This window comes from Methylocystis sp. (genome assembly GCF_050251305.1).
Taxonomy (GTDB): Bacteria; Pseudomonadota; Alphaproteobacteria; order Rhizobiales; family Beijerinckiaceae; genus Methylocystis.
The window spans coordinates 1-13,928 of record NZ_JBFWNB010000069.1; the positions used below are offsets into that span (position 1 = coordinate 1).

Consider the following 13,928-nt stretch of genomic DNA (forward strand, 5'->3'; position numbering starts at 1 on the left):
TTCTCAAAACTCAAGCAGTTCCGCCGCGTCGCAACCCGTTTCGAGAAGACCGCCCAAAATTATCGGGCAGTCATAACAATCGCCGCAATCGTCCTGTGGATGCGATAACTGTCCACACGACCTAGCCCTCCGTTCGAGCCAGCTCAAGCTCTGCCGCATGAGTTCTGGCTGTAACTCCTCCACGTTCCCCTTAATGATCAAGTTCGTTTGACTGACGACACGTACTCTGCTTGCGGCATTCGATCTGAGTGATCGATCCCCGTAATGCTCTGACGACAATGCAGATTGGACTTCCAAAGTAGGCAACCCCGGGCACGAAGAATCACCGGTAGCATAACGCGCGTCTTAAATTGCACGGAATCGTAAATACCCCTTGGCAAACCGCTCCGGCCCCCTTAAATAAGGCCCTCCGGGGCTGGCCAATCGACCTGCGGCCCCGTTTTCAGATTTGAGCTTCCGCCTCGACCCAAGTCGCTACAAGGACTTAGGAAAAGGCGGTGGATAGGCCGGCGGACCCGGGGGTAGCCCTCGTGTCCTGTCCGGCCATGTCCTGTCCGAGACTGCCGGCGCACGCAAGGGGCTTTTGGCCCTGCAGCGGCTCAATCGGCCGGATGGGGACGGAGCGATCCGTTCCCGGATGGCGGCCTGCATAGACGGGGAAACCGGAATTTTAAAGGCGCAAACGGCTCGTCCCGCCAGCGTCCTTCGAATTTGGTTCGCGCCCCTTCAACCGCCGCGGCTCGCCGTGACGGGGACAGGATCTACGGCGCCGCTTGCCTCAAGCAAGCGGCATGTCGCAACCGGCGGGATTTCCCCGCCCGTTAGAGAGAGCAACCGTGGACAGAGCGGAGAAAAAGGAAGCGGTCGCGGCGTTGCGCGAAGTCTTTTCGAAGACCGGCGTCGTCGTCGTCGCTCACTACTCCGGCCTGACCGTGGCCCAGTTGCAAACCCTGCGCAAGCAGGCGCGCGAAGCTGGGACGACGGTCCAGGTCGCAAAGAACCGCCTCGCCAAGATCGCTCTCGATGGCGCCGACGTCGCCTCCATCGCGCCCCTGCTCAAGGGGCCGACCCTGATCGCCTATTCGGACGATCCGGTGGCGGCGCCGAAAGTCGCCGTGGCCTTCGCTAAGGATCACAACAAGTTTGTCATCCTCGGCGGCGCCATGGGCAAGACTGCTCTGAATCCGGACAGCGTCAAGTCGCTCGCGACGATGCCGTCCCTCGACGAACTGCGCGGCAAGCTCGTGGGCCTCATCCAGGCGCCCGCGACGAAGATCGCTCAGCTCTCCACCGCGCCGGCCGCCAAGCTGGCGCGCGTGTTCGGAGCCTACGCCAACCGAGACGCGGCCTAAGAGGCCATCACGCAGAACCAAATTCAAAGGACGTCAATCATGGCAAATCTGGAAAAGATCGTCGAAGACCTCTCGGCCCTCACCGTTCTCGAGGCGGCTGAACTCGCCAAGATGCTCGAAGAGAAGTGGGGCGTCTCGGCCGCCGCGGCCGTCGCCGTCGCCGCCGCGCCTGGCGCGGGCGGCGGAGCCGCCGCCCCGGCCGCCGAGGAGAAGACCGAGTTCAACGTGATCCTGGCCGCGGCCGGCGACAAGAAGATCGAGGTCATCAAGGAGGTCCGCGCGATCACCGGCCTCGGCCTGAAGGAGGCCAAGGATCTGGTCGAAGGCGCGCCCAAGCCGCTCAAGGAAGGCGCGAGCAAGGAAGAAGCCGAGAAGATCAAGGCCGCCCTCGAGAAGGTCGGCGCCAAGATCGAACTCAAGTAATTCCCTTCGCCGCCATGTTCCGGCGGCGCCGCGATCGCCGCAGTCCCGGACTCCGGGGCTGCGGCCAACAAACAAGAAGGCGCTCACAGACGCGGACCCACGCCGCATAGAAGAGCGCCTGACGGGCAAAGGACCTCTCGCAGCGGGACGGTCGGCCCTCAGAAGAAAGAGGCTCGAAAGGCGACATGGCTCAGACGTCGGCGAGAAAGTTCACCGGTCGCAAGCGCATCCGCAAATTCTTCGGTCATATCCGCGAAGCCGCGGAGATGCCCAATCTGATCGAGGTCCAGAAGGCCTCCTACGATCAGTTCCTCCTTGTCGACGAGCCGAAAGGCGGCCGTCCTGACGAGGGGCTGCAGGCTGTCTTCAAGTCCGTCTTTCCGATCTCCGACTTCTCGCAAGTCTCCCTTCTCGAATTCGTGCGCTACGAGTTCGAGCAGCCGAAATACGACGTCGACGAATGCCGCCAGCGCGGCATGACCTACGCCGCGCCGCTCAAAGTGACGCTGCGGCTCATCGTGTTCGACGTCGACCCCGACACGCAGGCGAAGTCGGTCAAGGACATCAAGGAGCAGGACGTCTACATGGGCGACATGCCCTTCATGACGTCGAACGGCACCTTCATCGTCAACGGCACCGAACGCGTCATCGTTTCGCAGATGCATCGCTCGCCGGGCGTGTTCTTCGACCACGACAAGGGCAAGAGCCATTCGTCGGGCAAGCTGCTGTTCGCCGCGCGCATCATCCCCTATCGCGGGTCCTGGCTCGATATCGAGTTCGACGCCAAGGACATCGTCTATGCGCGCATCGACCGTCGCCGCAAGATTCCGGTGACGTCCCTGCTGTTCGCGCTCGGCCTCGACGGCGAAGAAATCCTGTCGACCTTCTACAAGACCATCCTCTACACGCAGGACGGCGAAAACTGGCGCATGCCGTTCGACGCCGAACGGATGAAGGGCGTCAAGGCGACCACCGACATGATCGACGCCGACACCGGCCAGGTCATTCTCGAAGCCGGCAAGAAGCTCGCCGTGCGCGCCGCCCGTCAACTCGCCGAAAAGGGCGTGAAGGCGGTCCGCGTCGCGCCCGAGGACCTCTACGGCCAATATCTCGCGCAGGACCTCTTCGACCCCAGCACCGGCGAAATTTTCGCGGAAGCGGGCGACGAGATCACCGTCAAGACGCTGCCGACGCTGATCGAAAAAGGCTTCGACGAACTGCCGGTGCTCGACATCGACCATATCAATGTCGGCCCCTACATCCGCAACACGCTCGCCGTCGACAAGAATTCGAGCCGCGAGGAAGCGCTGTTCGACATCTATCGCGTCATGCGTCCGGGCGAGCCGCCGACGATGGACACGGCGGAAGCCATGTTCCATTCGCTGTTCTTCGACGCGGAACGCTACGACCTCTCGGCCGTCGGTCGCGTGAAGATGAACATGCGCCTCGATCTCGACGCGCCCGACACGATGCGGACTCTGCGTCGCGAAGACATCGTCGCGGTGGTCAGGGCGCTCGTCGACCTGCGCGACGGCCGCGGCGAGATCGACGACATCGATCATCTCGGCAACCGCCGCGTGCGTTCGGTCGGCGAACTGATGGAGAATCAGTATCGCCTCGGCCTGTTGCGCATGGAGCGCGCCATCAAGGAGCGCATGTCGTCGGTCGATATCGACACGGTCATGCCGCAGGACCTGATCAACGCCAAGCCGGCGGCCGCCGCGGTGCGCGAGTTCTTCGGCTCGTCGCAGCTGTCGCAGTTCATGGACCAGACCAATCCGCTGTCGGAGATCACGCATAAGCGTCGTCTCTCGGCGCTTGGTCCGGGCGGCCTGACGCGCGAGCGCGCCGGCTTCGAGGTGCGCGACGTGCACCCGACGCATTACGGCCGCATCTGCCCGATCGAAACGCCGGAAGGTCCGAACATCGGCCTGATCAATTCGCTCGCGACCTTCGCCCGCGTCAACAAATACGGCTTCATCGAAGCGCCTTACCGCCGCGTGCGCGACAGCAAGGTGACGGGCGAAGTCGCCTATCTGTCGGCGATGGAGGAGGCGAAATATCATGTCGCGCAGGCGAATGCGCCCGTCGACAAGGACGGCAATCTGACGGAAGACCTCGTGCTCTGCCGTCACGCCGGCGACGTGATGCTCGTGCCGCGCGAGAAGGTCGACGCGATGGACGTGTCGCCCAAGCAGCTCGTCTCGGTGGCCGCGGCGCTGATTCCGTTCCTCGAGAACGACGACGCCAACCGCGCGCTGATGGGTTCGAACATGCAGCGCCAGGCGGTGCCGCTGGTGAAGGCCGACGCGCCGCTCGTCGGCACCGGCATGGAGCCGATCGTCGCGCGCGACTCGGGCGCCGCCATTTCGGCGCGCCGCACCGGCGTGGTCGACCAGATCGACGCAACCCGCATCGTCATCCGCGCGACCGAAGAACTCGATCCGGGCAAGCCCGGCGTCGACATCTATCGGCTGATGAAGTTCCAGCGCTCGAACCAGTCGACCTGCATCAACCAGAAGCCGCTCGTTCGCGTCGGCGATCTGGTGCAGAAGGGCGACATCATCGCCGACGGTCCGTCGACCGACCTTGGCGATCTGGCGCTCGGACGCAATGTGCTCGTCGCCTTCATGCCGTGGAACGGCTACAACTTCGAGGACTCGATCCTTCTCAACGAACGCATCGTCAAGGACGACGTGTTCACCTCGATTCACATCGATGAATTCGAGGTGATGGCGCGCGACACCAAGCTCGGTCCGGAAGAGATCACGCGCGACATTCCGAACGTCTCCGAAGAGACGCTGAAGAATCTCGACGAGGCGGGCATCGTCTACATCGGCGCCGAGGTGCAGGCGGGCGACATTCTCGTCGGCAAGATCACGCCCAAGGGCGAAAGCCCGATGACGCCGGAAGAAAAGCTTCTGCGCGCCATCTTCGGCGAAAAGGCCTCGGACGTGCGCGACACGTCGCTGCGCGTGCCGCCGGGCGTTCAGGGAACGATCGTCGAAGTGCGCGTCTTCAATCGCCACGGCGTCGAGAAGGACGAGCGCGCCCAGGCGATCGAGCGCGAGGAGATCGAGCGTCTCGCCAAGGACCGCGACGACGAGCTCGCGATTCTGGACCGCAACGTCTATGCGCGTCTCGCCGAGACGCTGATCGGCAAGGTCGCCATCGCCGGCCCGAAGTCCTTCAGGAAGGGCGAGGCGCTGACGCAGGCGACCCTCGACGAATATCCCCGCTCGCAGTGGTGGACCTTCGTCATCGAAGACGATGCGCTGATGACGTCGATCGAAGCCGTGCGCAAGCAATATGACGAGTCGAAGAAGGGGCTCGAGAACCGCTTCCTCGATAAGGTCGAGAAGCTGCAGCGCGGCGACGAACTGCCGCCCGGCGTGATGAAGATGGTCAAGGTCTTCGTCGCGGTGAAGCGCAAGATCCAGCCCGGCGACAAGATGGCCGGCCGTCACGGCAACAAGGGCGTCGTCTCGCGCATCGTGCCACAGGAAGACATGCCCTTCCTCGAGGACGGCACGCCGGTCGACATCGTGCTCAATCCGCTCGGCGTGCCGAGCCGCATGAACGTCGGACAGATTCTCGAGACGCATCTCGGCTGGGCCTGCGCCGGTCTCGGCCGGCAGGTCGCCCAGGCGGTCGACGCCTATTATCGCGACAAGGACATCAAGCCTCTGCGCAAGAAGCTGACCGAAGTCTATGGCGAAGATCCCGAACTCGCCTCGCTCGACGACAAGAGCCTTGTCGACGTCGGCAGGGATCTGAAGCGCGGCGTTCCGATTGCGACGCCGGTCTTCGACGGCGCGCGCGAAAAGGACATCGTCGACATGCTGGAGAAGGCGGGACTGGCGTCCTCCGGCCAGGTGACGCTGTTCGACGGCCGCACCGGCGAGACCTTCGACCGTAAGGTGACCGTCGGCTACATCTATATGCTGAAGCTGCATCACCTCGTCGACGACAAGATTCACGCGCGCTCCATCGGCCCCTACTCGCTCGTCACCCAGCAGCCGCTGGGCGGCAAGGCGCAGTTCGGCGGCCAGCGTTTCGGCGAAATGGAGGTCTGGGCGCTCGAAGCCTATGGCGCCGCCTACACGCTGCAGGAGATGCTGACCGTGAAGTCGGACGACGTCGCCGGCCGCACCAAGGTCTATGAGTCGATCGTGCGCGGCGACGACACCTTCGAGTCGGGCATTCCGGAGAGCTTCAACGTGCTCATCAAGGAAATGCGCTCGCTGGCGTTGAACGTCGAGCTGACCAACGCGGAGCCGGAAGAGGAAGAGCAGGAGACTGCGCCGGCAGAGGCGGCGGAATAGACGTCATCGCGCGCGAAGCGAAGCCATCCAAGGACTGGCGCGCTTCCGTCGCTTCGCGTTGCGTCATGACGGCCCGAATTGAGATTTGCGGCGCGCGGATCACGGCCAGTAGCCGGCCCGCGGCGCCTTAGGAGAAGACCATGAATCAGCAAGAGGTGATGAATCTCTTCAATCCGGTCGTGGCGACGCAGGCCTTCGACCAGATTCAGATTTCGATCGCGAGCCCGGAGAAGATTCTCTCCTGGTCGTTCGGCGAAATCAAAAAGCCCGAGACGATCAACTACCGCACGTTCAAGCCCGAACGCGACGGCCTGTTCTGCGCGCGCATCTTTGGTCCGATCAAGGACTATGAGTGCCTGTGCGGCAAATATAAGCGAATGAAATACAAGGGCGTGATCTGCGAGAAGTGCGGCGTCGAGGTCACCCTCGCGCGCGTGCGGCGCGACCGCATGGGCCACATCTCGCTGGCCGCGCCCGTCGCCCACATCTGGTTCCTGAAGTCGCTGCCGTCGCGCATCGGTCTGCTGCTCGACATGACGCTCAAGGATCTCGAGCGCATCCTCTATTTCGAGTCCTACATCGTCATCGATCCGGGCCTGACGCCGCTCAAGGAGCGTCAGCTGCTGTCGGAAGAGGAGTATCTGCGCGCGCAGGATGAATATGGCCAGGACACGTTCACGGCCATGATCGGCGCCGAGGCGATCCGCAAGCTCCTCGAGTCGATGGACCTGGAGGCGATCGCCGCGTCGCTGCGTCAGGAGATCGCCGAGGCGAAGACGGAGCTCAAGCCGAAGAAGCTCGCCAAGCGCCTGAAGATCATTGAGGCGTTCATTCAGTCGGGCAACCGCCCGGAGTGGATGATCCTGAAAGAGATCCCGGTCATCCCGCCGGATCTGCGCCCGCTCGTGCCGCTCGACGGCGGCCGCTTCGCGACCTCTGATCTGAACGATCTCTACCGCCGCGTCATCAACCGCAACAATCGTCTGAAGCGGCTGATCGAACTGCGCGCGCCGGACATCATCATCCGCAACGAGAAGCGCATGCTGCAGGAGGCCGTCGACGCGCTGTTCGACAACGGCCGCCGCGGCCGCGTGATCACGGGCGCCAACAAGCGTCCGCTGAAGTCGCTCGCCGACATGCTGAAGGGCAAGCAGGGCCGCTTCCGCCAGAACCTGCTCGGCAAACGCGTCGACTATTCCGGCCGCTCGGTGATCGTCGTCGGTCCCGAGCTGAAGCTGCATCAGTGCGGCCTGCCGAAGAAGATGGCGCTGGAGCTGTTCAAACCCTTCATCTATTCGCGCCTCGACGCCAAGGGCTATTCGGCGACCGTGAAGCAGGCGAAGAAGCTCGTCGAAAAGGAGAAGCCCGAAGTCTGGGACATCCTCGACGAGGTCATTCGCGAGCATCCGGTGCTGCTGAACCGCGCGCCGACGCTGCACCGCCTCGGCATTCAGGCCTTCGAGCCGGTGCTGATCGAGGGCAAGGCGATCCAGCTGCATCCGCTCGTCTGCGCCGCCTTCAACGCCGACTTCGACGGCGACCAGATGGCCGTGCACGTGCCGCTGTCGCTTGAAGCGCAGCTCGAAGCGCGCGTCCTGATGATGTCGACGAACAACATTCTGCATCCGGCCAATGGTCAGCCGATCATCGTGCCGTCGCAGGACATCGTTCTCGGCCTCTATTATCTGACGCTTGACCGCGATGGCGAGCCCGGACAGGGCATGGCCTTCTCGAGCCAGGGCGAGATCGAGCATGCGCTCGCCGCCAAGGCGATCACGCTGCACAGCAAGATCAAGGGCCGCGCCTGGACCTGGGACGAGAAAGGCAAGCGCGTGTCGAAGATTTTCGACACGACTCCGGGCCGGATGATGCTTGGCCAGCTGCTGCCCAAACACATCAAGATCCCCTTCGACGTCGTCAACAAGCTGATGACCAAGAAGGAAATCTCGAACATGATCGACACCGTCTACCGCAACTGCGGTCAGAAGGAGACGGTCATCTTCTGCGACCGCATCATGGCGCTCGGCTTCCGCGAAGCCTTCAAGGCGGGCATCTCCTTCGGCAAGGACGACATGGTCGTGCCGGAGACCAAGGAGAAGATCGTCTCCGAGACGCGCGCCGCCGCCAAGGAATATGAGCAGCAGTACAACGACGGCCTCATCACCCAGGGCGAGAAATACAACAAGGTTGTCGATGCCTGGATGAAGTGCACGGACAAGCTCGCCGAGGAGATGATGATACGCATCTCCGCGGTGCGCAAAGACGAGCACGGCCGCGACATGCCGATCAACTCGATCTACATGATGTCGCATTCCGGCGCGCGCGGCTCGCCGCAGCAGATGAAGCAGCTCGCGGCGATGCGCGGCCTGATGGCCAAGCCTTCAGGCGAGATCATCGAGAGCCCGATCATCTCGAACTTCAAGGAGGGCCTCACCGTCCTTGAATACTTCAACTCCACGCACGGCGCCCGCAAGGGCCTCGCCGACACGGCGTTGAAGACGGCGAACTCGGGCTATCTGACGCGCCGCCTCGTCGACGTCGCGCAGGATTCGATCATCTCGTCGGTCGACTGCGGCAGCGAAAGCGGCATCCGCATGCGCGCGATCATCGACGCAGGCCAGGTGGTCGCCTCGCTGGCCTCGCGCATTCTCGGACGCACCGCGGCCGAGGATCTGATGTCGCAGGACGGCAAGACCGTCATCGTGCCCGCCGGCGAGATGATCCAGGAGCAGCATATCGACGCGATCAACGCCGCCGGCATTCAGGAGGTGAAGATCCGCTCGGTGCTGACCTGCGAGGCCAAGAACGGCGTTTGCGCCAAGTGCTACGGACGCGATCTCGCGCGCGGCACCCCCGTCAACATGGGCGAGGCCGTCGGCGTCATCGCGGCGCAGTCGATCGGCGAGCCGGGCACGCAGCTCACCATGCGCACCTTCCACATCGGCGGCGCGGCGCAGCTGGCCGACCAGTCCTTCTTCGAGTCGAACTTCGAGGGAACGGTGCATGTGCGTAACCGCCATGTCGCCCGCAACTCGGACGGCGACCTGATCGTCATGGCGCGCAACGTCGCCGTGGTGGTCCTCGGCCCGAACGGCGAGGAGCGCGCGGTCAACCGCATCCAATACGGCGCCAAGCTGAAGGTCGACGAAGGCGACAAGGTAAAGCGCGGCCAGCGAATCGCCGAGTGGGACCCCTATACGCGGCCGATCATCAGCGAAGTCGACGGCACGATCGGCTTCGAGGATCTCGTCGAAGGCCAGTCGATGTCGGAAACCGCCGACGAATCGACCGGCATCGCCAAGCGCATGGTCATGGACTGGCGCCTGAACATGCGTTCCGCGAGCCTCAAGCCGGCGATCGTCATCAAGAGCGAGGATGGCAAGATCGCGAAACTCGCCCGCGGCGGCGACGCCCGCTATCTCCTGCCTGTCGACTCGATCATCGCGGTCGAGCCCGGCGGCACGGTGAAGGCGGGCGACATTGTCGCGCGTATTTCGGTGGAGAGCGCCAAGACGCGCGACATCACCGGCGGTCTGCCGCGCGTCGCGGAGCTGTTCGAAGCGCGCCGTCCGAAGGATCACGCGATCATCGCGGAAATCTCCGGCGTCGTGCAGTTCGGCAAGGACTATAAGAACAAGCAGCGGCTCTCGATCGTCCCGCAGGAAGAAGGCGCGGAGCCCGTCGAATATCTGATCCCGAAGGGCAAGCACATTCACCTTCAGGACGGCGACGTCGTCGAAAAAGGCGACTACATCGTTGACGGCAATCCGGCGCCGCACGACATTCTGGCGATCAAGGGCGTGGAGGAGCTTGCGGCTTACCTCGTCAACGAGATCCAGGAGGTCTACCGGCTGCAGGGCGTCAACATCAACGACAAGCACATCGAAGTGATCGTGCGTCAGATGTTGCAGAAGATCGACATCGTCGATCCCGGCGACACCGGCTTCCTCGAAGGCGAGCAGGTCGACAAGCTGGAGCTCGAAGAGGCGAACGCCAAGGCGATCGAGAACGGCGGCAAGCCCGCGAGCGGCACGCCGGTGCTGCTCGGCATCACCAAGGCCTCGCTGCAGACGCGCTCCTTCTTCTCGGCGGCCTCCTTCCAGGAGACGACGCGCGTGCTCACCGAAGCCGCCGTCAACGGCAAGATCGATCCGCTCGTCGGGCTCAAGGAGAACGTCATCGTCGGCCGTCTGATCCCGGCCGGCACCGGCGCGGCGATGGCGAAGTTCCGCTCCATCGCCGGCGGACGCGACGAGCTCATCATCGAGCAGCGCGCCGAAACGGCCGAACCCGCCCCGGCGCTGCCGCCGGCGGAGTGAACCGACGCAAAGCGCTGAACATCGAAAAGGCCGCCCGGCACCGGGCGGCCTTTTTCGATAGAGCGCCGCGTTTCGTTTTCGAAATTCCGACGTGGCGGATGACGACCATGATCACTGATCAACCCACCCTCCATTTGGTCTGCGGCAAGATCGCGGCCGGAAAATCGACGCTCTGCAATCGGCTCGCCGCGGCGCCGGCGACCTTGCTGGTCAGCGAGGACAGATGGATTAAGCGCCTCTACGGCCCCGAGCTACAGTCGATAGAAGATTATGCGCGTTACTCGGCGCGCATCCGCGATGTGATGGGCCCGCATATTGAGGATGTGCTGCGCGCGGGACTGTCGGTCGTGCTGGATTTTCCGGCGAACACCGTCGCGACACGGCAATGGATGCACGGCATTTTCGAGAACGCCGGCGTCGCGCATGAGCTTCACTATCTCAAGGCTTCAGACGCTCTTTGTAGAGCGCGCATGCATGCGCGCTATGCTCGCGGCGAGCATGAGTTCCTGGTAACAGACAATCAGTTCGATTTGATCACGAGCTATTTTACGCCCCCGGCGCCGGCTGAGGGTTTCAATACCATTGTCTATCGAGAATCGGACTGATGCATCCCCGCCCAATGCCTCCTGCGCGCCGAACATTGCGTGCCGCTCTTGATGCGATAGAGCCGTCTCGCTCAGGCTCGGCAAATGACGCGCGCGCCCTTCAGATTCGCGTCCGGCGGAAATAGATTGCGGTTGTGCCGAACCTGCTTTCTCTGCTGCGATCCCTCCCCGCCCGCGCGGCGCGCGCGCTGATCCTGTTCTACCGCGTGACCTTCTCGATGGTCGCGGGGCGTTTCTGCCGCTATGCGCCGACCTGCTCCGAATACGCCGACGAGGCGATCGCGAAATATGGCCTATGGGCCGGCGGCTGGATGGGCTTCGCGCGCATCTGCCGCTGCCGGCCAGGCGGCGGCGCCGGATTCGATCCCGTGCCCGAGCGGCTGCGCGCCGATGCGAGCCCGCTCACGCCCTGGCGCTACGGCGTCTGGCGGCAGCGCCCGATCTGCGAAGCCGTCGAGCCCCGGGACAGGACGGGCGCCGGCCGCCCTTAATTGAGCACGACGACTTTGGTCCCGACTTTAACGCGGCCGTAGAGATCGACGACATCCCTGTTGGTCATGCGGATGCAGCCCGAGGATACGGCGGCGCCGATCGTATCCGGCTCGTTGGAGCCATGAATGCGGTATTGGCTCGAGCCGAGATACAGCGCACGCGCGCCCAGCGGATTGTCCATGCCGCCGGCCATATGGCGCGGCAGGTCCGGCCTGCGCTTGAGCATCTGCGGCGGCGGGCTCCAGTCCGGCCACTCGCGTTTGCGCGAAATCGTTTTCACGCCGGACCAGGTGAAGCCCATCCGGCCGACGCCGACGCCATATTCGATGGCGCGTTTGTCGCCGAGCACATAATAGAGCCGGCGCTCCTTGGTCGAGATGACGACCGTGCCGCGCTTATATTGAGGATGACGCCATTCGACCACCTGCCGCGGTATCGCCTGCTGGCGAAACACATTGAGGAAGTCGGCGAGCGGGCCGCGACTGATCGGACTGTCAAAGGCGAGCGCCGGCGCCGCCGCGACGAGAAAGGCGGCAAGACCGATCGATCCGCATGTTCGACGCATAACTGATCTCCCCAAAGCCGCGCCGAGAGCTTTTTGGGCGATTATGGCTGAATTCGGGACATCTTCCGCGCTGTCACGAGAATCCGACCATCAGCCAAGGTCCGGCCTGTCGGACGAGACGCGCGCTGACGTCGCGTGTTCGCCGCGCTAAGCGGAAACAATGCGCAGACGCGCTGAAAGCAGCGTCGCCGCATCCGCGCTCAGTCCAACGAAGATATCGACGTCGCCCGGCTCAACGACAGGCTCCATATCCTCGCCAGGAAACGCGAACGCCGCCGCGCTCAGCGCGAACTCGACGGTTGCGGGTTGTTGGGGCGCCAGAACGACCTTCCTCCAATCCTTCAGCTCCATCAGCGGGCGCGCCACGCGCGCGTCTCTGTCGCGCGCAAAGAGAAAGATCGTTTCCTCCGTCGCGACGTCGCTTTCGTTCTGCACATCGACGCTGATCCTCGTCGATCGACTCGTCGTCAGTTCGCGACCGTCGGCGCGCAGGTTCGACAAGGTTGTGCGCGCAAAAGAGAGACCGTGGCCGAAGGGAAACTGTGGTTCATTCGAACAGTCGAGATATCGGCTCGTGTAGGAATTGGCGGCGTCGAAAGGCCGCCCCGTCGAACCCGCCGCATAGAAGATCGGGATTTGCCCGACCGCGCGCGGCCAACTGACGGCGAGCCGCGCACAAGGATTGAAGCGGCCCGTCAGAATGTCGGCGATCGCTTCGCCCGCCCTGTCGCCGAGAAACCATGTGGCGACGACCGCCTGCGCGCGTTCGAACAGCCAGGGGACGGTCAACGGCCGCCCGCTGGACAGGAGCGCGATCGTCGGCGCGCCGGCGCTCATGACGCGCTCCGCGAGCCGGCGCTGCTCCCCGGGAAGACCGAGAGCGGCGCGGCAGGCGGCCTCGCCGCTCATGCCCGCCGACTCGCCCAGACAAAGCACGACGGCGTCGGCGCCTTCCGCCAGCGCCACGGCGGGGACGACACCGCTCTCGTCGTCGCCCTCGATCGCCACGCCGCTGTGATGCGCGATCTCGCAATTCGGCAAAGCGCGACGCAGCCCTTCGAAAATCGTGACGCAATTCTCGGCGGCGCCCGCCGCGAACCACGGACCGAGCATCTCGGCGCCGGCGTCCGCCAGAGGGCCGATGACCGCGATCCGGCGTATGTCGGCGGCAAACGGCAGGATCCCGCGATTGACGAGGAGAGTCGCAGACCGCCGCCCGGCGTCGCGAGCGAGCGCCCGATGCGTGTCCTTGACGTCGTCGTCGAGCCGAACCACGCGATAGGGATCGTCGAACAGGCCCAGCCGCTCCTTCAACCGCAGCACGCGCGCGACCGCGGCGTCGATGGCGCGCGGGTCGACCAGGCCGCGGGCAAGCGCTTCCGGCATATGCGCGAGATAGACGCCGCTCACCATATCCATGTCGACGCCGGCGTTGAGCGCGATCGCCGCCGCCTCGGTCTGATCGGCGGCGACGCCATGTTCCACAAGCTCGGCGACCGCCGCGTAATCGCTCATAATGACGCCGTCGAAATTGAGCCGGCCCCGCAGATAGCCGTTCAACAAGCGGCTCTGCGCCGTCATCGGCGCGCCATTGACATTGTTGAACGCCGTCATGATCGTCGCGCAGCCCGCTGCGACGGCGGCGCGAAACGGCGGCAGATAGACTTCGTGCAGCGCGCGTTCGGAGACGTCAACGGCGGCGTAATCGCGTCCGGCGGTCGCGGCGCCGCCCGCGCAGAAATTCTTGGCGGTCGCCGCCAGCGGATAGTATCGCGAGACGTCGTCGCCCTGGTAGCCCTTCACCTTGGCGTGCGCAAATTTCTCGCCGACCAACGGATACACGCCAT

General features: G+C 64.0%; 8 protein-coding genes and 1 pseudogene. 7 read left to right on the plus strand and 2 right to left on the minus strand.

Annotated features, from left to right (window positions below; genetic code table 11):
- From AB7F41_RS15945 to yidD, 7 genes and pseudogenes are all read left to right on the plus strand, one after another.
- Positions 1–108: pseudogene (locus AB7F41_RS15945) on the plus strand (IS5/IS1182 family transposase); the annotation flags it as partial.
- Between the two features lie 728 nt (positions 109–836).
- Entirely contained in the window at positions 837–1,352 is a 516-nt protein-coding gene (gene rplJ, locus AB7F41_RS15950; protein ID WP_428385433.1) for a 50S ribosomal protein L10, read from the plus strand.
- 39 nt (positions 1,353–1,391) lie between these two features.
- Entirely contained in the window at positions 1,392–1,775 is a 384-nt protein-coding gene (gene rplL / locus AB7F41_RS15955) for a 50S ribosomal protein L7/L12 (protein WP_428385431.1), read from the plus strand.
- Positions 1,776–1,960: 185 nt separating this feature from the next.
- Complete coding sequence (rpoB, locus tag AB7F41_RS15960; protein WP_428385429.1) at positions 1,961–6,100, plus strand: DNA-directed RNA polymerase subunit beta; 4,140 nt, start codon at positions 1,961–1,963, stop codon at positions 6,098–6,100.
- A gap of 140 nt (positions 6,101–6,240) precedes the next feature.
- The gene (gene rpoC, locus AB7F41_RS15965; RefSeq protein ID WP_428385427.1) at positions 6,241–10,419 is read left to right on the plus strand and encodes a DNA-directed RNA polymerase subunit beta'; all 4,179 of its coding nucleotides are present in this window, start codon (positions 6,241–6,243) and stop codon (positions 10,417–10,419) included.
- A gap of 107 nt (positions 10,420–10,526) precedes the next feature.
- Positions 10,527–11,024, plus strand: coding sequence for an AAA family ATPase (locus AB7F41_RS15970; protein ID WP_428385425.1), 498 nt, complete (start codon positions 10,527–10,529; stop codon positions 11,022–11,024).
- A gap of 134 nt (positions 11,025–11,158) precedes the next feature.
- A complete protein-coding gene (gene yidD / locus AB7F41_RS15975) occupies positions 11,159–11,515 on the plus strand; it encodes a membrane protein insertion efficiency factor YidD (RefSeq protein WP_428385423.1) in 357 nt (118 codons plus the stop codon).
- Here yidD and AB7F41_RS15980 read toward each other — a convergent pair.
- On the minus strand, positions 11,512–12,081 hold the full coding sequence (locus AB7F41_RS15980; protein WP_428385421.1) for a L,D-transpeptidase: 570 nt from the start codon (positions 12,079–12,081) through the stop codon (positions 11,512–11,514). The two genes, yidD and AB7F41_RS15980, sit on opposite strands and share 4 nt — an antisense overlap.
- Before the next feature lie 147 nt (positions 12,082–12,228).
- The coding region (locus AB7F41_RS15985) for a glycoside hydrolase family 3 C-terminal domain-containing protein (protein WP_428406686.1) at positions 12,229–13,928 on the minus strand (1,700 nt) is incomplete at its 5' end.